Consider the following 20,516-nt stretch of genomic DNA (forward strand, 5'->3'; position numbering starts at 1 on the left):
GCGGCCGAGCGCAAGGCCTGGGCCAACATCCCGCCGAAGGCAACTCGCAAGGGCTCCTTCTCGTTCTCGCGCTGGGTTTACAGGCAACGGAACCTGGTCGAGCGTTTCTTCAACAAGATCAAACAGTTTCGAGGTATCGCTACTCGCTACGACAAGCGCCCGGAAAACTATCTCGCAGCGGTCAAACTCGTCGCGGCAAGGATCTGGTGTCAGAGTTTATGAGTCGACGGCCTACAAGCGGACGGATTTCACGGAAGCGGTTCTGGCCTCGAAATGGACGACGTAAGGATCGATACCATCGTACGTGTTGCCGGGGACAGTCCCCAAGCCTAGTCTTCCGTCAGAGTTAAGGAAGCCTCGAGCGAGTGGTCGTGCACGTAGGGCAAGACCGAAAGCAAGACGCCCTGCAGGCAGACTGTGTCTCGAGCCCGTATCGAGACACCCGTCCGGCCTCGGTTGGCCTACAATCCGAACAATCAAACAACCAAGGAGCTTGACCATGGCTGTAGAAGCTATGTCCAACGGCTATGCCCTTTTGCGTGACCCCCACACGAACAAAGGGACTGCCTTCGACAGCAATGAGCGCCACAGGTATGGCATTGAGGGGCTTCTTCCGCCGACGCCTACATCGATCGAAAGCCAGGTTGCGCGAATTAATGCGCAGCTCGACGCATTAAAAGACGACCTCCAGAAGTACCTGTTGCTTTCGGACCTCCAGGCGAGAAACGAGACCCTATACTACGCAGTCCTGATGTCCGACCCGGCAGGGTTTATGCCGCTGGTCTACACTCCCACGGTCGGCGAGGCCTGTCAGAAGTTCGACCACATCTTTCATTCAGCCCGCGGGCTCTACATTCCAATATCCGCCAAGGGACATATCAGAGAACTCATCTCGAACTGGCCACAGAGAGACGTCCGTTTCATCGTGGTCACTGACGGAGAACGAATTCTTGGCCTGGGCGATCTCGGCGTTGGCGGGATGGGAATCCCAATAGGAAAGCTTTCTCTTTATACGGCATGCGCGGGCGTCCCGCCGGAGGTGTGCCTTCCGATCACTCTCGATGTCGGGACCAATAATCCCGCTCTACTCGACGACCCGCTCTATCTCGGGCTTCGGCATGACCGCATTCGCGGCGATGACTATCACGCGTTCATTGACGAGTTCGTCGCGGCGGTCACGGACCTCTTTCCGAAATGCTGCATCCAGTGGGAAGACTTTGCCAACTTCAACGCTATCCCGATCCTGTCGAGGTACAAGACGAAGATCTGCACCTATAACGACGACATCCAGGGCACCGCCTCGATCGCTCTCGCAGGCATCTATGCCGCGCTGAAGATCACGGGGGGAACGCTCACGGATCAGCGGTTCCTATTCCTTGGAGCCGGATCTGCTGCAACCGGCATCGCGGATTTGATCGCTCAGGGCATGGCGATGCAGGGTCTTCCCTTTGCGGAAGCTCGTAGTCGTAGTTCGCTGTTCGACGTCGATGGTCTCCTCGTGGCGTCCCGCGCAGTGAAGGACTTCCAGAAGCCGTTCGTCGTCGATCACGAACCCGTCGCGGACTTCGTCGATGCGATCAAGCTACTGAAACCCACCGCGATCATCGGGGTCAGCACCGCCCCGAAGCTTTTCACCAAAACCGTCATCGAGACGATGACGGCGATAAACGATCGCCCGATCATCTTCCCCTATTCCAATCCCACCTCGCGGTCCGAATGCACCGCCGAGGAGGCGTACACGTGGTCGCAAGGAAAAGCGGTGTTCGCGAGCGGGAGCCCTTTCCCGCCCTTGACCGTAAACGGGCACCGTTTAGTTCCTGGCCAGGGAAACAACGTGTACATTTTTCCGGCCATGGGGATGGCCGTTTACGCGACCGAAGCCAAACTTGTGACCGACGAGATGTTTATCGTTGCAGCCAAGGCCGTCGCAGAACAGGTGGACGAGGATAGCCTGAACGCCGGTTTGATCTATCCGCCACAGAGCAAGATCCTCGAGGCTTCGTTGCACGTCGCCCGCAAAATTGCCGAGCATATCTTCGACAAAGGTCTGGCGAATGTCGAACGCCCAGCCGACGTCGCCCAACTCATCAGCAGCAAGACGTACAGGCCTGTCTACCGGCATTTGAATTGAGAGGGCTGGTCGTGGCAAACCGTCCTCCCGCTGCACCCCGGCCCCGCGTCGTCGTCGTCGGCGCGGGCTTTGGAGGCCTTGCTGTCGCACGGGGTCTCAGGTCTGCGCCGGTTGATATCACGTTGCTGGATAGGAGAAACTTACATCTCTTCCAGCCATTGCCCTACCAGGTCGCCACGGCATCGCTGTCGCCGGGCCAGATATCCTGGCCGGTGAGAAGCATCTTTTCGGCTCAAAGGAACACACGCGTCCTGATGATGGAGGTCAGCGGCGTTGATACTCGCTCGCGTACCGTTACGGATGGCAGCTCCATCGTCCCATACGACTATCTTGTACTCGCCACGGGCGCCAGGCATGCGTACTTTGGCAACGAAGGATGGGAACCCTTCGCCCCCGGATTGAAGACAATTGAAGACGCAAGGGCTTTGCGCGAAAATTTGTTACGCGCCTATGAAATTGCGGACAAGACGCCCGATGCAGAGGAGAGGCGTCGACGCTTGACGACAGTGATCGTCGGTGGCGGTGCAACTGGCGTCGAAATGGCGGGTGCCGCCGCGGAGCTGACACACAGGACCTTGAAGGGCGAGTTCCGGACCATCGACACGCAATCGATGCGGATTGTGGTGGTCGAGGCCGGGCCAAGACTTCTTCGCGCGTTTCCGGTGGAACTTTCTGAAAAATGCTTGTCGTGGCTCGCTGTGTCGCCAACCCTTAACCTAGGTGATCACCCCGAGATATTCGTGATCGGTGATACGTGCGTCGCGACTTCGGATGGGAAGCAGGTTCCGGGGATCGCTCCCGCTGCCAAGCAAATGGGCAGTTATGTCGCAAAGGTGATCGAGGCACATGCGGCGCAGGAGCCCTTGCCCCCACCCTTTAAGTATCGTCATCAAGGAGACCTGGCTGTTATCGGACGCGGGGCCGCGGTGGTACGCGTCGGAAAGATCTCGCTATCCGGTTTCACGGGCTGGGTCTTCTGGTCACTCGTGCACGTGATGTTTCTCATCGGATTTCGCAGCAGGACCTCAGTCGCGCTCGACTGGATCTGGGCGTTCGTGACGCGTCAGCGGAGCGCCAGACTCATATCAGACGGCGACCCTTCATCTTTTGCCACTCCGGTACCCTCGGATGTCCAACGCTCGCGCAAGCGGGATAGCGCCACTCAAGGAGGCGGTCATGCCGCATAAAGCAGCAGATATCATCACCGAAGTCCTGCACGCCGCCGGCGTGCGCCGCATCTACGGCGTCGTCGGAGACAGCCTCAACGGTTTGACAGAATCTATGCGAAGTCGAGGCGACATCGAATGGGTGCATGTCAGGCACGAAGAAACCGCGGCGTTCGCCGCGGGCGCCGAGGCGCACCTTACCGGTGAGCTCGCGGTCTGCGCGGGAAGCTGCGGACCAGGAAATCTCCACCTGATAAACGGTCTCTTCGACGCACATCGCTCTCGAGTACCCGTCCTGGCCATCGCCGCACAGATCCCCTCCACGGAGATCGGCCGCGGCTATTTCCAGGAGACGCATCCAGACAACCTCTTCAAGGAATGCAGTCACTATTGCGAACTGGTTTCAAACCCGCAGCAGCTCCCGGGGGTTCTGGAGACCGCTGTCAGGGCGGCGATCGGCAAGAAGGGCGTGGCGGTGGTGGTCATACCGGGCGACATTGCGCTGGCGAACTACGACGCCCCGATCTCGCAGCCCGAGGGGCTCAAGATTCATGTACCCACGGTACTCCCACGAGATCCTGAACTAGATCGCCTCGCAGCCCTCCTGAACAAGAGTGAGCGGACGACAATCCTTTGTGGTCGAGGATGCCGGGGCGCCCACGGCGAAGTTATCGCTCTCGCCGAACGCCTGAAGGCGCCCATAGTGCATGCCCTTGGTGGGAAGGAATACATCGAACACAACAACCCTTACAACGTTGGCATGACAGGGTTCATCGGGTTCTCTTCGGGCTACACGGCGATGCTCGCATGCGACACGTTGCTGATGCTCGGCACGGACTTTCCCTATCGGCAGTTTTATCCCACCGACTCCAAGATCGCTCAGATCGACATCAGACCGGAAAGCCTTGGGCGCCGCGCGCCTCTCGACATTGGCCTCGTTGGCGACGTCAAGGCCAGCGTCGGAGCGTTGCTGCCTAGGATTGACGAAAAGTCGGACACCTCGCATCTGTCCGACAGTCTGAAAAATTATGCAAAAGCTCGCGAAGGCCTCGATGACCTCGCATCCGGCAAGCCGGGCCGCAAGCCGATCCATCCTCAGTACCTCGCCAAGCTCGTAAGCGATCTCGCTGCCGACGACGCGGTCTTCACGTTCGACGTCGGGACCCCCACCGTATGGGCCGCAAGGTACCTTGCCATGAATGGCCGACGACGGATGATCGGTTCGCTCGTGCACGGTTCGATGGCAAATGCGCTTCCGCAGGCGATCGGTGCTCAAGCCGCCTACCCCGACCGACAGGTAATAAGCCTTTCCGGGGATGGAGGTTTCGCAATGATGATGGGCGACGTCCTGACGCTCGTGCAACAGAAGCTTCCGGTAAAGATCGTTGTCTTCAACAATTCGGTTCTGGGATTCGTTGCTCTCGAAATGAAGGCCGCGGGCTTTCTTGAAACCGGCGTCGATCTCTCAAACCCGAATTTTGCTGCGGTAGCCGCGGCGGCAGGGATCCACGGTGTTCGCGTCGAGGATCCAGGCGAGTTGGAAAGCGCGCTGCGCGAGGTACTCGCGCATGACGGCCCCGCCCTGCTCGACGTGGTCACGAATACCGAGGAGCTTTCAATGCCCCCGAAGATCGAGGCCGCGCAGGTGAAAGGCTTCGGCGTATGGGCTTTGAAGGCGGTAATGAATGGCCGAGGCGATCAACTCGTCGATCTCACCGTATCGAACTTCCTGCGGCGCTGAGGAGGCGGATGGGACGCTCGCCGTGTCGTTCTACCCTTATGTCATCCCTCCTGCGGTGACTCTGGAAGAGGCGGTCGCGCCCCAATCGACATTAGCCTCCATGTTCTGGGGAGCGGGCATCTTCGTTCTGCAGATCACGATCGTCTACACCCTGCTCGTCTACTTCGTTTTCAAAGGCAAGGTGAGCCCAGAACAGGAGCATTACTGATGCAGAGCATTCTTGCGACCACGACTCATTCACTCGCGCCCATCGCCTTCTGCATAACCTTGGGATGGATGGCTGGGAAGCTCGGGATGATGCCGATCGAGTACGGACGCGCGCTAGCGAGATTCGTCGTGCTGTTCGCACTTCCGATCGCACTTTTTCTCGCGGCGGCGAAGGCCAATCCGGCAGACATCTTCAACGCCAGGATCCTACTCTCTCTCCTGATCGGGTTTGGCCTGACGTTCCTCATTGGCTGGGCTGCCGGACACTTGCTTTTCAAGCATGGAGAGGCGGACAGCGCTCTGCAGGCCTTGGCCTGCTCCTTCCCGAACATCGCCTACTGCGGCCCACCGGTTCTGGTCGCATCCGTCGGGTCGTCGGCGCTTCTGATGGTCGTCTCCGGAAATCTGATCGTGACTCTGATCGTCGTCCCGATCACGCTTGTCGTCCTTGCACGGAGCGCTACCGATGAAGAGCATCGGATCGGGATCGGCAGGGCGCTGTGGAATGCGGCAAAGCAGCCCCTGGTCTTTCTGCCTATTGCAGGCGCCGGTTTCGCGGCGTCCGGATTCAAGTTGCCTGAACTTGCCGTGACCGCAGCAAGCGAGATCGGCGTAGCGGCTGGGGGCGCAGCGCTTTTCGCCCTTGGTCTGACTTTGTCGGGGATCAGCTTGCAGCTCAACAAGGAGGTGACGTTCAATGTGTTCGTGAAGAACATCTTGCAACCCATTGTGATCTTTGGCACCGCCTATCTCGTGGGGTTGCGAGGGGCGCTTTTGGCCCAGACTTTTCTACTGGGCGTACTGCCCACAGCAACAGAGGTTTCCGCCATAGCGGTCTCAAGGAATATTTATCGGGATCGGGCCGCGGGCAGTACCTTGGCCAGTGTGCTGGCAAGCATATTCACCATCGCGGCGGGCGTCTCGGTCGCCGTGCTGCTTGACGAGTAGCTCCACGAGCATCCAAGCGGGCAGTTTCCAAGCTTGGGTGGGTCTCGAGTGGACATCGCGCGTGGAGGTTATGCCGAATTTCTGTCGGGGCGAATTTGTACCGAAGACGCGACCGCACCGCAGATGTGAGGGGCTGTATCTCAAATCGATGCTGGCTTCGCCCTCCCCCAATTTGCCCCATCACACACTGTCGGCCTCACGTTGCAGATGCGACGTCGGCCCCGTATCGAATGAGACACCGGACCCCTCGGCGAGTGTGGCGCTCGGCGAGCAGCTTGACATCAGGAGATGCGCCGGCAGAAGTAACTTCCTCGTCGTGCCTTCCTTCGGATCTCAGCTCAGTGATTGCATGTCCATCAACATACGCAAACGCGCACAGTCACTCTCTCCGCCCTGAAAAAGGCGGATAAGTCTGCGAGCCGCGTGAAGTGTTCGTTGATCGTCCAGCGCGAAGCCGTGGGTCTCGCAGAAGTCTCGCAGGACGACGCGCAACATAGCGACTTCCGCGCCGTCCAAGTGCTTTTTGGCAGCTTGGTTATCGAATGTTCTGAACATATTGCCCTTGCCTTGAAACAACTCTTTGTCACAAAATCCACGCCGCGCAGTTTCGGCTCCATCAGCGGACATCTGCTCCGGGCCTGGTACCCAGACCCGAGTCAGGGTAGCTGGATGCCGTACGACGGCCAGTGATGCGGCCATCGCAGTCATAGCGGCAGCGATAGCGAAAAGCGGAAGGCCGCAGCCCTGGCGTGGTCTCTCATCCCGATTTATCATCGCCTGCTCCTAGGGGCTGTTCAGGCGAAGTATGTGCAACGGGTCGCTGGAGCGCACTTGTGCGAAGGTATCTGGGACACCAAAGTATTGCCGACACCATCGTCCAGTAGCCCTTCTTTTTTAAGGAGTCGGGGTGTGAATCGAGCGTCGGACGTAGGATGTATTATTCTTGGTGATGACGTGGCGCGCCCGCGACTTGTTTTCAAACCAATACTTTCGGACAATTGAAGCTCGGCCTGTGTGTTATGCTACACTGGCCTGTACGGTGTGATCCGGCTGCCGGGTCGAAGGCCTTTGGCACAGGCCGCTGAGGCATGGCAGATTTCCAACGGTCGTCGCACAGGAGGATGTCTTGCAGAACATGAACCCTCCAACAGATCGATGCCAATCGGCGCCTAGTGCGCTGTCGGTGCCGCCACGTCCCGTTATCATCATCATTGATGACGATGCTTCCGTTCGAGAATCGCTGGAATTGCTCGTACGCTCCGTGGGGTGGACACCCCTGCTGTTTTCATCTGCGCAAGACTACCTATCGCATCTTCCACGGCAGCTCCCAAGCTGCCTGGTTCTGGACGTTAATATGCCCGGACTGGACGGCCTCGACCTACAGGCGGCTCTAACCAGCAGGGGAAGCCGGGTGCCCATAGTGTTTGTTTCAGGCGTGGGCGACATACCGATGACAGTAAGAGCTCTGAAGGCCGGAGCTAGCGATTTCCTGACCAAGCCAATCGATCCGGGCGCATTCCTTGCGGTGATACGGACGGCGATCGCACAAAACGAGTCCATCCAACAGGAAGAAAATCACCTTGGCCAAATACGCCAGCGACACGGTTCCCTGACGCGGCGCGAAGGAGAGGTGATGGCACTTGTGGTTGCCGGGTTGCTGAACAAGCAGGTGGCATACGAGCTTGGCATTAGCGAAATAACGGTGAAGGCGCACCGAGGCCAGGTCATGCGAAAGATGGATGCCCGTTCGCTTCCCGATCTTGTGACCATGGCGGCTTTGTTGAACGTCAAGAGGCAAAGCTAGGGGAACGCGTTCGCGGCGAGCCCACGAGCGTGCCGACAGACGAGAGCGCCGGTTTTAGTGAAACCGCGATTGTCCGATCCTGCGTGCCTCCTCGACCCGCTACCGAGGTAGCGAACACACCTTCGTACAATATCATCCCTCCCTCTTTCGCGTGATGGTGCCCATCGAGCTCGTGTTCGAGATCGAGCCGTACCGCAATCGAGAGCACATCCGATACCATTGTCCAATATACTCTTGGTTGTCGGAAGCATATGCCTGATTGTGCGCCATGAGACATCCAGAGGTGGTCGCAAAAGAGGGCAAGCTGGAACCCAATTCCGGAGGTGATGATGGTGGATCTGCGTGCGCTCATATCCGTCGTAGACGACGATGTGTCGGTGCGCGAATCTCTGTCTGGTTTGCTTGGTTCTCTCGGGTTCGACGTCGAGACATTTTCATCCGCGAATGATTTTCTGCGCTCTCCTCGGATAGCTGAGGTGGAATGCATCGTTCTGGACGTCGCGATGCCGGTAATGTCTGGCCCGGAACTTTTTCAATCAATGATCTCCAGCGGACGCGATATTCCGATCGTATTCATCACGGGCGTCGAGGACGAAATTCTTCGAGACCGGCTGATATCAATGGGAGCGATCGACTGCCTGTATAAGCCGCTGTGCGTTGACGAACTTCGCAAGGCAGTCGCCTCTGCACTCCATCGTTGATAAAGCCTCGGTCGGCCGACGGTTCGAGATTCTGACGACGGTCCCACATGGGGGGCGCTACTGAGCTCTCGACGCGACACAGGGGTAGCCGCGGCTTCCTTCGGACGGTCCGAACGACTGAACATAGATCGCTTCGCCGGCTCCCTGACACCATGGTGCAATAGATCGAAACTCGGTTCAGTGAGAGGCTTTCCGCTTCGAAAGGCAGGAGTGTTCGATGATTGCGTTTGCGCATCACATCCGTAGGAAGGTGCTTGCCGGCGCAGCTTCGGCTGCGGTGCAGATTGTCCTTTCCTGCCGCGACGCGACCGCTGCAGAACCTGCCGCAGATATTCATCCTTTCAGATTTGGAGCCTCTCTGGATCAACCGCACCCACCTGTCGAGGCGCGTCAGAGCAACGCGTTTGCCCGATCCGGAGACCGTCGGCGACCATCGAAGGCGCTTGACTATAAAAATGGAGGCGTTCGTGAGCAGATTATCGACCAACGGAAGCTTGGGATCCACCTATGGTGCGGTGCTATTTCCTAGAGTCCAGGCAAGTTATTTCGGGTGCGTTCTGGGTCTATCCGGGTTGGCGACGAACTGGCGCCTCGCTGCGGAATTGTGGAGGCTTCCGACGATTATCGGCGAGGCGTTATATCTCTGTGCCGGCGCGATCTGGGTAGTATTCACCCTTCTGTTTCTAACCAAATGGGCGCTCGCGAGAGATGAAGCACTCGCCGAATTCTCCAATCCGGTGCAGAGCTGCTTCGTCGGCCTTCTCGGCGTGTCGTCAATGCTCATTGCGCTCGGTGTCCTGCCATATTCCTGGCTCGCGGGAGTGAGCCTATTCGCATTTGGCGCTATATTCACGGTCGTTTTCGGAGTCTGGTTGACAGGTTCCTTGTGGGAGGGAAACCGCGATCCAGTTTCCACCACGGCCGCCCTATATCTCCCAGCCGGCGCGGGATCGTTCGTGACCGCGATCGCCGCAAGCGCTTTCGGCCATTCAGACTGGAGCCAGTTGGCGTTTGGCGCCGGGTTCTTCTCCTGGTTGGCGATAGAGTCGGTGGTCCTGCACAGGCTTCTCACGAACAAGGAGTTGCCAGAATTGCTCCGCCCCATGCTGGGCATTCAACTGGCGCCGCCTGCTGTCGGGTGCCTTGCATATCTGAGTGGCACCACCGGGCACCCGGATCCGCTTTCGCATGCTCTCTTTGGATATGGCCTGCTTCAATTACTGATACTCGCCCGTTTGATCCCGTGGATCAGGCGGCAGCCTCTCGATCTATCCTACTGGGGAATTACGTTCGGGCTCACGGCGCTTACCAGTGCATCGATGAAAATGGCAGCGCGGACTGATGGTCCAGTTCTGGGGATGATCGCGCCGTTCCTCCTTATCATCTCAAGTGCGATCGTGCTGGCCATCGCAATCGGGAGCATTCGATGGCTCCTGAAGCGATAAATCACGGCACGAGCAACAGCGGGCGGCTCCATAAGCTTAAAGATCGAGGATTACATTCGCTTTGGGCTTGGAACAGCAGATGAGGACGTTTCCCTTCGCAGCCGTGTCCAACGGCTGGGGATCGTAGACGACGGCACCAGAAATTAGCGCCGTCTCGCACGTGTGACAGACACCAGCGCGGCAAGACCAGCGCACCGGGAGGTCGCAGGCTTCGGCAAAATTCAACAGGCTGTCGTAGTTTGAACTCCACGCGACGCTGAGCCCGCTCCTGGCGAATGTGATCAATGGTCCAGTTCCCCGTTCTCCGGGAGGCTGATGCGGACGACGTCCCTCGACCGCCGCGATGCCGGGCGTGATCGAGGAAACCGGCCCAAATGCCTCGGAGTGGATGCGGCTCCTATCGACCCCCGACGATCGGAGAAACTCAATGAGATCGCTCATGAATTCGGCGGGACCGCAGATGCAGTATTCGGCGTCGAGGGGCAAGGGCAAGGATTTGAGCACATCCGAATTCAGTCGGGATTTGCGGTCGTAGTCGCGTCCAATGACGTCCATCGGCGTCGGTGAGCTGTAGCAGATCACGCTGTGGGCGCGTGGGATCGATGACAGGAACCGACGGGCAGTTTCACCAAACGGATGTTGCAGACCGTTCCGCGCGCCGTGAAGCCACCAGATCTCCCGTTCTGTCCCCTCTTCCGCCAACGCCTCAAGCATTGCAAGCACTGGCGTCACTCCAATCCCGGCGCTTGTTAACACCACGGGACCGTCACCCTGCGGAAGAACGAACGCGCCACGCGGGGCGCTCAAGCCGACGACGTCGTCGACGACCAGGGTGTCGTGGATGTAGCCGCTAGCGCTTCCGCCAACTTCACGCTTCACGCTAATGGAAAACCCTCTACTATCCGGCCGCGCTGATAGGGAGTAGCTTCTCAGCCACGGGATCGAAGCGGTCGGCTTCAACTCGATTACGACGAATTGCCCAGGAAGGGCGTCGCCGATCGGGAGCCCGTCGCTCGGCTCCAACTCCAGCGAGACGACGTCGCTGCTCGCGAACGTCTTCCGGCTCACTCGGAATTCGCGAAATCCCTCCCAGGCCGGATCAGGCTGCGGGTACGCGGCCAGACCTGCGTTTCCGCTGGCCCGACCGTCGAGGTTAGCGTCCCTCAACTTCTCGAAGGACTGCCGCCAGCCCAGACTCAATGCCGGATTGTCGATCGCAAGGTCGAGACGGTCGATGGGATGGTCGGGTTTATATAGCAGGGCGTCGACCTCCGAGATCGTCAACCGGTTGAGTCCGGCGGCGACCATCTCGACGTCGTCGCCCGCCTCGACCAGCCCCTCCTCCAAGACCCGCATATAGAACCCCGGCCTACCATGGGAGACGAGAAGCGACGCCATCTCTGGGACATCCATACGGATCCCGAGGCGATAGCAGGTCACGCGTGGTTGCGAGATTTCGAACAACGCTTTGCCAATCCGGTATTGGTCTCCGATGCACGCTTCCGCATCTGACAGCCCTTCTACCGTGAAGTTTTCGCCGAATTGTCCGAAGACAAAGTCACTCCGACCGAGGAAACGTTGCCAGTAGTCATAGGATTCGATCTGGTACACGTACACCGCACGGTTCTCACCGCCGTGCCCCGCCAGGTCACCCTGGCCGTCCCCATCGATATTCAGGCGCCTTGCCATCCTGGGCCCGGCAACGGGTTCCTTCCAGATGCCGGTCCGGACCTCCCTGCCGTGCCAGGAGATGGTCTTGGGCAAACCTACGTTGACAGATAGTAGTCGGGCCATCGGGTTACCTCAAAGTCTCGTTGCCATCGAGGGCGGAGCGTCCAGCGCGCCTATCGAACCATCTCACAACCTGTCGAACCATCATACGATAGTATCGGCGATACCTAAGTCCTGTGGCGTGTAGCGCCGCCGGATGATCTGATACCCCCGTCCAGTGTCAGCAAAAACGAATAGCAGTACCGGCGAGAATTCATGAAACAGTCCTTTTCGATACGATACGTATCGTATATATGAAGCGTCTCAGGATTCTTACGGTTGACCGTCGACGAGACGGCCCGCCTTCCAGCGACGGAAGCGGCGAACGAATTCTGCAATCGCGGACCGCGAGGTCCATCACGACGGATGAAGTCATGGCGTGGTCAAAGAAAAGGAATTGGAGCTTGGCACACGAAAACAATGTAACGGCGCTCGTGCCGCAGCCGGGGGAAGCAAAAGCGTCGGCGGCTCCCACGGCTCCGGTGGCGGCAGTCCGCAACCGTTCATCGTTGATCGTCCCCAGTTCGGCAATCATTATAGCACTGGGCGCAGTGGTCGCAGCCGGGGCGAACTGGGACTCATGGGTCGCCGCGCGAAGCGTTCAATCTACCGACGACGCGGCGGTTTTTGCCGATGTCTCGTCCGTAAGTGCGCGCATCGGCGGGACGGTCGAGTTGGTGCCTGTAGCCGATTACACGCGTGTCAAAACCGGCGATCTTCTTTTTTCGATCGATCGGAAGCCATACGAAGTGGCATTGCGTTCCGCCGAGGCGAAGCTTGAGGCCGCGCGCGCCCAGCTCGAAGACAATTCGACGCAGCGTACTTTTCAATTCACGCAGATCGACGTGGCTGCGGCGCAACGCCAAGCGTCGGAAGCCGATAAGGTCCAGGCGGACAAGGAGCTCCAGCGTCAGACCCGGCTGGGCTTGGACGGCCGAGCAAGCTCCGTTCAAAACCTCGAGAAGGCTACGGCGGCGTTCGAGCGAGCTTCGGCGAATTCCAAGACCGCCAAAGCGAATGTAGATGCGCAACAGGTGAAGCTGGAAGTCCTCGCAAAACAACGCGAAGTCCTGCAGGCGAATGTCGACCTGGCCGAAGCGGACGTCGCTGCTCGGCGGCTGGACGTCGGGTATACGACCGTTCGTGCGCCGATCGATGGCATTGTCGCCAGACGAAATGTGCAAATCGGCAACTATGTGAGCGTTGGCACCAGTCTCATTTCGATCGTCCCTCTTCCCCATGTGTACGTTCTTGCGAACTACAAGGAAAACCAGCTCTCGAGAGTTCGCGAAGGGCAATCGGTAGAGGTGACAGCGGACCTCCTTCCCGGAGAGACGTTTCATGGCGCCGTCTCGAAGATTTCGCCTGCCAGCGGCTCGACCTTCGCCCTGCTTCCACCCGACAACGCCACCGGCAATTTCACCAAAGTTGCTCAGCGCCTGACGGTTCGCGTCGAGCTCGATGCAAAGCAGCCGCACTTCGAAAGGCTTCGGCCAGGAATGTCGGTCATCACGAAGATAGACACCGAGGCCGAAGGCCATGACTAAGACCGGAAATGGCAGCGACCTGCCGCGGCAAGGTTTTGTTGCCGTGGCAATGGTTCTGGCGTCGATATTGACCGCGTTCGACGTCCGGACGGCAAACATCGGCCTTGCGGACCTGCGCGGAGCGTTCGGGTTGAGCTTCGACGAAGGCGCGTGGCTGAGCACGTTTGCGACAGCGCCTCAGATACTGGTCGCCCCGAGCGTCGGCTGGTTGATAGCCGTCTTTGGCGTCAAGCGGGTGATGACTGTGCCCGTGGCGCTCTACTCGACGGTGTCGGTTCTCATCCCCTTCCAGCATTCGTTCGAAGTGCTTGCAGTTCTGCACGCGCTGCGAGCTGTGGTCCTCGGAATGTTCGTCGGCGCAACGCTGATGATAGCGTTCAAGAATCTCGACCGCAGGTACTGGATCTTCGCGCTGGCTTTCTACGTGCTCCGGATACCGTTCGCCCAGAATCTCGGTCTCTACACGGCGGGAAGCTACACCCAGACGATCGGTTGGCAATGGCTGTACTGGCAGGGCGCCTTGATTGCTCCCATGGTCGGAATCCTGTTCTGGTATGGCGCGAAGCCGGTCGTAACGGACCGGGAGTTGCTGAGCCGTGCGGACTGGGGCGGCATGGCGCTCTTCGGCGTCGCCTTGACCACGCTCTATTTTGCATTGGATCAGGGGAATCGATTGGATTGGTTTCGATCTGGAATGGTCGTTTCATTGATGATCGCCAGCGCTTTTCTGGTCCTCGTATTCCTCTTGCATGAGGCGCGCGTAACGCATCCGTGGGCGCATATTTCCGTGCTCTTCTCTCGGAATGTGGCCTTGGGCTTTGCGGCAATCGCTTGTTTCATGACCACCAGCTTAGGGAGCTCGCTTCTCGAGCCGAACTTCCTGGTCTCGGTCACGCGACTGCGCCCCGAGCAAGTGGGCGATTTTTCGGCGCCGCTTGCTATTGCACTCCTCCTGGTAGCCACCGGCACCGCTGTGGTGCTGGTAAGGACGATCAAGCAGAGGGCCACCCTGATCCTCGGGTTCTCATGTTTTCTTGTCTCGGCATGGTTGGGCACCCAACTCACCAACCTGTGGGCGCTGCCCGAATTCCGTCTGATAGTCGTTCTTCAAACGTTTGGAGAAGAGCTGGTGTTCCTTGCCGCCGTGGCAACGCTTTTCAGCAACGTGAATCCTGCGCGGGCCGTGTCGCTCACAGCATATGTTCAGGTCATGCGTCTGATCTGCTCTGAAACCGTCGCCACCACGATGACGACCTGGATTCGGCAGCGCGAGCAGTTGCACTCCAACCTCATCGGTCTTCACGTCACCGGCACGACGCCCGGATGGAACTCGATGCTCTCCAGTCTCGGTTCCGGTTCCTCGAGCGGTTCGACGTCCGCGGATGCTTTGAAGCGGGGATTGGGCGTGCTCGCTTCGATCGTGCAAAGGGAGGCTAATGTTCTAGCCTATATCGACGGGTTTTGGCTTACGTTCGCTGCAGCGGTCGCTGGACTGCTCGTTGTTTCTCTCATGGCTCCCTCACCCGCGCATCCACTTACGACCCGCTAAAATCGCAGATTCTTGCCAACAGACTGCTTTGACATGCCAATGAAAGACAACCGAGTTGCAGAGTTGACCGCCTGGCTGATGCAGTCGGGCATCGAAGGAATGCCCGAGGCCGACTTGCTGGCCGGCTTCTGCGTACGTTGCGCGGCGTCTGGCGTTCCGGTGGAACGAGCCAGTGCGGTGATCGAGGCGCTGCATCCCATGTACGAGCGTCGCGCTTTCAGATGGGACGCTAATCAGGCGATCGAGAGGTTGTCAGAGTTCGGATTGGGAACGGGTGGAAGCCTCGCGATAAACTGGGAACGGACCGCCTTCTTCTACCTGCGTACGACTGGCGACCTCGAAGTAAGGAGGCGCTTTTGCCATGGTGATGCGGGTGACTTTTATCTGCTCGACTCCATGAAGGCAGATGGGTTCACAGATTTTGTGGCCTTAGCACATAGGTTCGGAGACAACGGAACGATCGGGGAGATCGATTGCTTCTTTTCGCAGTTTGCAACACGAGCACCCGGCGGCTTTTCGAAAGCGGATCTCAACGCGCTTAAAGCGCTCGCACCCTGTCTGGCGCTCGCGACGAAGTGCGTCGCCATCAGCGGCGTCGCGCAGACAATTGCCAAGGTTTATCTCGGTGAGGATGCCGCACGACATGTGCTGCTCGGCCGGATGCGTCGAGACAAGACCGATCAGATTGCCGCCGCTCTCTGGTTCTCGGATCTCGCGAACTTCACCCGCATCTCGGACCTATCCGATCCGCAGGAGATCATCCCGATGCTCAACGACTACGCAGAGGCGGTCATTTCGTCGGTGAATGCTGCAGGCGGCGAAGTGCTCAAGCTGATGGGCGACGGCACTCTCGCGATCTTTCGAGGAGCTACTGCGCAGGAGGCCTGCGCTGCAGCGCTGCACGGGCGGGGCTTGCTCGACAAGAAGCTCGTTGATCTGAACGCGCGCCGCAGGATCGAAGGCCGCGCCGTGACGGAAGTCTATCTGGCTCTGCACTTCGGCGACGTCTTCTACGGCAATATTGGCGGACGGGAGCGATTGGATTTCACGGTCATCGGACCGACGGTGAACGAGGTGAGCAGGATTGCCTCGCTCTGCCGCTCGCTCGAAAGGGACCTCCTGATATCGTCGACATTTGCCTCAGCGCTGGAGGCGGACAACGGAGGTTGCCTGCTGTCGGTTGGCGCTCACACTTTACGAGGGGTCAGCCGTGCTCAAGAACTTTTCACGATCGAACGACGGGTCGACGTGGATGCCTCGCAGTAATTTCGACCGAGACATCTGTTGCCGTAGCGCAATGAGCGCTGTCGCATCGATGTTTTCTCAACCAAGGAGCATACAATGAAAGAAACGGTAGCGCCTCGCGATCGCCGCCTTCCTCTCCTGGACGGCCGCGGCCATATTCCGGTTGTCGGCTTCGGGACGTTGATACCCAGCCCTATGGCGACAAAGAACGCGGTCAAGCTGGCCATCGAAAGTGGCTTCCGCCACTTCGACTGCGCGGAGCGCTATCTGAATGAGCATGTGATCGGGGAAGCTTTACAGGATGCATTCAGCGCCGGGTTGGTCGGCCGCGAGGACATCTTTATCACCACGAAGCTGTGGAACACCAATCACAGGCCAGAGCGGGTCGAGGCCGCGTTTGAAGCGAGCTGCCTCAGACTGCAGGTGGACTACGTAGACGCATACCTCATACACACGCCGTTTGCCTTTCAGCCGGGAGATGAACACGATCCACGCGATGAGCATGGCGCCGTCATCTATGATGATCAGGTGAACTTGATCGACACATGGCGCGCGCTGGAAGCACTTGTCGATGGCGGGAAATGCAGGGCGATCGGTCTCTCCGACGTCACATTGCCGAAACTGAAGCTCGTCGTCGAAGCAGCAAGGATAAAGCCTGCCATCGTTCAGGTTGAATCACACCCTTATCTTCCTGAATGGGAGATGCTCGAGTACTGCAAGCGGGAAGGAATCGTATTATTGGCCTTCGCACCCCTGGGACATGGCATGGAACCGAACCTCCTTGAGGATCCGGTGATCCAGAACGTCGCCAGCCGCCTTGATATGACTCCAGCCCAAGTATCTCTTGCATGGGCCGCTCAGCGAGGAACAGCCTTTCTGACGACGTCCGTAACGCCAAGTCGCATCATGGAAAACGCCAACCTGCTCTCTATTCCCGAGGAAGCGCTGGTCGAGATCGACCAGAAGATCGAGACCGAGATCCGGTTCAATTCGGTCGTCGACACCGGCGTTCCAGGCTTCATCCCGCGCGCGCGACCGTCAAGCTTTTAAATAAGCCTCGCGCTTCGCGGTTGATCCTGACCTTCAACCTGAGTTACCCCTGAAGTATGACCAGTCTGCCAAAGCCTCTCGCCAAACCTCGCAAGTCCACCGGAGCCCGCCGCAATCCCGAGGCGGAGGCGGCCGTGCTTGCGGCGGCGCGCGAAGTGATCTCCGAGAAGGGGTACATCGGATTTTCGGTCGAGGAAGTCGCTCGCCGGGCGGGATCGGGCAAGACGACGATCTACCGATGGTATCCTACAAAGGCGGACCTTTTCATCGCGATCTACACGGCGGAGCGCCATCTTTCAGTTCCAGTTCCCGATACCGGTGATCTTTTGGACGACCTGGAGCAGTACACTGTCAGCTTGTGGCGCTTTTGGGCCTCGCATCCTGCCGGCGCGGCATTGAAAAGTCTCATTGCCGAAGCGCAGGGCGCGTCCGAGGCTCTGGACGCATTGCGGGAGCGGTTCCTGCCCGCCCGCACCGCCGACGTGAGACAGATGCTGAAGAGGGGCGCGGAACGAGGTCAGGTTCGCGCAGAGGACGTAGACGACAAGGTAACTCTCTGGGTCGGCCTAAGCTGGTTCAAACTGCTGGTGAACGAGCTTGATCAGGAACTGAGCGTCAGAAGGCTCATGGCGCACATCGCTGGAATACCCCCGGCGCCATGAAGCTCAGGCGTCGGTAGTGACGCTGGCAGCAATGGACGCGCATCTGTCCGTTTTTGCCCCCAGCAAGACAATTCGGTCATGCTCGAATTCTATATACTGGCGCGAAAGCGAAGTGGAAGCTTTCTCGTACCGAATGGAATTTAAGGATGAAACCAAACGAATACGCTATGCCGTCCGCGCCGGACGAAATGTCGGGAGCGGAGATGGTTGTTCGGGCGCTTGCAGATCATGGCGTCGAAGTGCTTTTCGGATACCCCGGTGGCGCCGTTCTGCCGATTTATGATGCCATGCTCGACGAGCCGAGGCTGCGGCATATTCTGGTTCGCCACGAGCAAGGTGCCGCACATGCGGCTGAAGGCTATGCGCGCTCCAGCGGAAAGCCCGGCGTCGTGCTCGTCACGAGCGGCCCCGGAGCGATCAACACCGTTGTCGGAATTGCGGACGCGCTGATGGACTCGATCCCACTTATCGTGATCACGGGCCAAGTGCCTACGCATCTGATAGGTACGGACGCGTTCCAAGAGGCGGACACTATCGGTATAACCAGGTCGTGTACCAAGCACAGCTATTTGGTCAGAAGCATCGAGGAACTGCCCCACGTGTTGCATGAGGCGTACCGTATCGCAACCACTGGCAGGCCGGGTCCAGTCGTCATCGACATCCCCAAAGATATTCAGGTCAAGGTAGGAAGATATGTCGGGCCAGCGGAAGCGCGACCTCTGCATCGGTTTGAGCCGCAGACCAAGGCATCCCCCTTACTTATTGACCAGGCGATAGCCTTGTTGGCGAAAGCACGACGGCCGATCATCTACAGCGGCGGCGGGATAATCAATTCAGGCCCAGCGGCGAGCCAGCGGCTTAGACAGTTCGCGGCTCTTCTGGGCGCCCCGGTCACATCGACGTTGACAGGTCTGGGTGCGTTTCCTGCTTCCGATCCGCTTTGGATTGGAATGCCTGGGATGCACGGCGCCTACGAGGCGAACCACGCGATGCACGACTGCGACGTGATGTTTTGCGTGGGCGCCCGGTTCGACGATCGCGTCACGGGTAGGCTGGACGCATTCTCTCCCGGTTCGCGCAAGATCCATGTCGACATCGATCCCTCGTCAATCGGCAAGGTCGTCCAGGTGGACGTCGGGATTGTCGGTGACGCCTGCTCGGTGCTCGACGACATGATCGCCGCTTGGCCGAAAACCTCGACCACAAGCCGCCAAGACCAGCTCTCGGTCTGGTGGGAACAGATCGAAAAGTGGCGATCACGCAACGCCTTCGGCTACCGGAAGTCCGACGAGGTCATCAAACCACAATATGCCATCGAACGATTGCGCGCCCTCACCCTTAACCGGGACGTTTATGTGACGACCGAAGTCGGGCAGCACCAGATGTGGGCAGCACAGTTCTTCAGCCTGGATGAACCGAACCGCTGGATGACTTCAGGCGGGCTTGGCACAATGGGCTACGGCCTCCCCGCAGCAATCGGGGCTCAACTCGCCCATCCGACGAGCACGGTCATCGATATCGCCGGAGAAGCCTCCATCCTGATGAATATCCAGGAGATGTCCACGGCGGTGCAGTACAAGCTTCCCGTCAAGATCTTCATTTTGAACAACGAGTACATGGGGATGATCAGACAATGGCAAGAGTTGCTACACGATGAGCGATATAGTCACTCCTACTCGGAAAGCCTGCCCGATTTCGTGAAGTTGGCGGAGGCCTACGGCGCCAAGGGAATGAGAGCTGAGATCCCGGCGGAACTGGATGGAAAGATCCTTGAGATGCTGGCCCACCCCGGTCCCGTAATCTTCGACTGTCGAGTAGAAAAGACGGAAAACTGTCTGCCTATGATTCCATCCGGAAAACCCCACAACGAAATGATCCTTTCGGACGAGGCGGTCGATCTGAGTTCAGTGATCACCGGGGATGGCCGCGCACTTGTATGAGTGAACGAGGTCCCCAGAACGAGGCGCCGGGCCCCACGGTCTCACCCGCGGGGCTGACGGACGTCTTGGCGCCTGACCTCTCTGTAGTTTTCTGCGGGCTGAACCCGGCGACCTCTGCTGTCCGGGACGGGCACAACTTTTCATCACCGAGCAACCGGTTTTGGCGCGTCCTTCATCTTTCCGGCTTCACCCCGTATCTGTTGCGCGCGGATCAGGAGCGCCAGGTTCTGGAATACGGTTGCGGCGTCACGGCCTTCGTATCTCGTGCGACAAAAAGCGCCGTCGAACTCGGTCCCCAGGACTACGCCTCCGCCGCGCCGGAATTCGAACGCAAGTTACGGGCTTTTCGGCCGAAAAGGCTGGCGTTCCTTGGGAAGCCGGCATTTGCCAGTCTCTGCGCATCGCAACGCTTTGACTGGGGCCGGCAAGCCATGACATTCGCCGGCGCGGAGGTCTGGGTACTGCCCAATCCCAGCGGGCTAAATCGATCGTTTTCGCTGCAGCGCCTTGTTGAGGAGTACGCTCGTCTCCGAGCGAGTTACGAGTAAGTCGATGCCAAAGTACTATTGTCCGACAGCCACCGCCGCCGGCAAAGTAGGCGCGGAAGATT

At 58.8% G+C, this 20,516-nt stretch carries 18 protein-coding genes; 17 read left to right on the top strand and 1 reads right to left on the bottom strand.

The window, feature by feature from the left end:
* The 10 genes from FHT97_RS00005 to tehA all read left to right on the top strand — a co-directional run.
* Positions 1-222: transposase (locus FHT97_RS00005; RefSeq protein ID WP_183859079.1), on the top strand; the 222-nt coding region annotated here is incomplete at its 5' end.
* A 277-nt stretch (positions 223-499) separates the two neighbouring features.
* Positions 500-2,131, top strand: coding sequence for an NAD-dependent malic enzyme (locus FHT97_RS00010; protein ID WP_183859081.1), 1,632 nt, complete (start codon positions 500-502; stop codon positions 2,129-2,131).
* A gap of 11 nt (positions 2,132-2,142) precedes the next feature.
* Positions 2,143-3,318 (top strand): NAD(P)/FAD-dependent oxidoreductase, encoded by a 1,176-nt coding sequence (locus FHT97_RS00015; protein ID WP_183859083.1) that lies wholly within the window; start codon positions 2,143-2,145, stop codon positions 3,316-3,318.
* Entirely contained in the window at positions 3,308-5,038 is a 1,731-nt protein-coding gene (gene poxB, locus FHT97_RS00020) for a ubiquinone-dependent pyruvate dehydrogenase (protein ID WP_183859085.1), read from the top strand. Before FHT97_RS00015 ends, poxB begins: the two co-directional genes overlap by 11 nt.
* Positions 5,039-5,060: 22 nt before the next feature.
* The gene (locus FHT97_RS00025) at positions 5,061-5,246 is read left to right on the top strand and encodes a hypothetical protein (RefSeq protein WP_183859087.1); all 186 of its coding nucleotides are present in this window, start codon (positions 5,061-5,063) and stop codon (positions 5,244-5,246) included.
* A complete protein-coding gene (locus FHT97_RS00030; protein WP_183859089.1) occupies positions 5,246-6,193 on the top strand; it encodes an AEC family transporter in 948 nt (315 codons plus the stop codon). Before FHT97_RS00025 ends, FHT97_RS00030 begins: the two co-directional genes overlap by 1 nt.
* A 435-nt stretch (positions 6,194-6,628) precedes the next feature.
* A complete protein-coding gene (locus tag FHT97_RS00035; protein ID WP_183859091.1) occupies positions 6,629-6,883 on the top strand; it encodes a hypothetical protein in 255 nt (84 codons plus the stop codon).
* Positions 6,884-7,328: 445 nt separating this feature from the next.
* Positions 7,329-7,997: a response regulator gene (locus tag FHT97_RS00040; protein ID WP_183860690.1), complete on the top strand. Its 669-nt coding sequence runs from the start codon at positions 7,329-7,331 to the stop codon at positions 7,995-7,997.
* Positions 7,998-8,323: 326 nt separating this feature from the next.
* Positions 8,324-8,698, top strand: a complete 375-nt coding sequence (locus FHT97_RS00045; RefSeq protein WP_310503132.1) for a response regulator — start codon at positions 8,324-8,326, stop codon at positions 8,696-8,698.
* Positions 8,699-8,952: 254 nt separating this feature from the next.
* A complete protein-coding gene (tehA, locus tag FHT97_RS00050) occupies positions 8,953-10,143 on the top strand; it encodes a dicarboxylate transporter/tellurite-resistance protein TehA (protein WP_246712536.1) in 1,191 nt (396 codons plus the stop codon).
* 36 nt (positions 10,144-10,179) lie between these two features.
* Here tehA and FHT97_RS00055 read toward each other — a convergent pair whose 3' ends face one another.
* Positions 10,180-11,937 (bottom strand): MOSC and FAD-binding oxidoreductase domain-containing protein, encoded by a 1,758-nt coding sequence (locus tag FHT97_RS00055; protein ID WP_183859093.1) that lies wholly within the window; start codon positions 11,935-11,937, stop codon positions 10,180-10,182.
* 380 nt (positions 11,938-12,317) lie between these two features.
* Here FHT97_RS00055 and FHT97_RS00060 point away from each other — a divergent pair, with 380 nt between their 5' ends.
* The 7 genes from FHT97_RS00060 to mug all read left to right on the top strand — a co-directional run bounded on the left by FHT97_RS00060 (position 12,318) and on the right by mug (position 20,454).
* Entirely contained in the window at positions 12,318-13,460 is a 1,143-nt protein-coding gene (locus FHT97_RS00060) for an HlyD family secretion protein (RefSeq protein ID WP_246712537.1), read from the top strand.
* Entirely contained in the window at positions 13,453-15,009 is a 1,557-nt protein-coding gene (locus tag FHT97_RS00065; RefSeq protein WP_183859097.1) for an MFS transporter, read from the top strand. Before FHT97_RS00060 ends, FHT97_RS00065 begins: the two co-directional genes overlap by 8 nt.
* Positions 15,010-15,048: 39 nt before the next feature.
* Complete coding sequence (locus FHT97_RS00070) at positions 15,049-16,275, top strand: adenylate/guanylate cyclase domain-containing protein (RefSeq protein WP_183859099.1); 1,227 nt, start codon at positions 15,049-15,051, stop codon at positions 16,273-16,275.
* A gap of 75 nt (positions 16,276-16,350) precedes the next feature.
* Positions 16,351-17,304, top strand: coding sequence for an aldo/keto reductase (locus FHT97_RS00075; RefSeq protein WP_183859101.1), 954 nt, complete (start codon positions 16,351-16,353; stop codon positions 17,302-17,304).
* A 56-nt stretch (positions 17,305-17,360) separates the two neighbouring features.
* Positions 17,361-17,966 carry a TetR/AcrR family transcriptional regulator gene (locus FHT97_RS00080; protein WP_183756786.1) on the top strand — a complete coding sequence of 202 codons (606 nt, stop codon included), beginning with the start codon at positions 17,361-17,363 and terminating at the stop codon, positions 17,964-17,966.
* Positions 17,967-18,112: 146 nt separating this feature from the next.
* Positions 18,113-19,906, top strand: coding sequence for an acetolactate synthase 3 large subunit (locus FHT97_RS00085; RefSeq protein ID WP_246712538.1), 1,794 nt, complete (start codon positions 18,113-18,115; stop codon positions 19,904-19,906).
* On the top strand, positions 19,903-20,454 hold the full coding sequence (gene mug / locus FHT97_RS00090) for a G/U mismatch-specific DNA glycosylase (protein ID WP_183859103.1): 552 nt from the start codon (positions 19,903-19,905) through the stop codon (positions 20,452-20,454). The genes FHT97_RS00085 and mug overlap by 4 nt, the downstream gene beginning before the upstream one ends.
* Positions 20,455-20,516 lie beyond the last annotated feature (62 nt).

The sequence above is a fragment of the Rhizobium sp. BK399 genome (assembly GCF_014194695.1).
GTDB lineage: Bacteria > Pseudomonadota > Alphaproteobacteria > Rhizobiales > Rhizobiaceae > Rhizobium.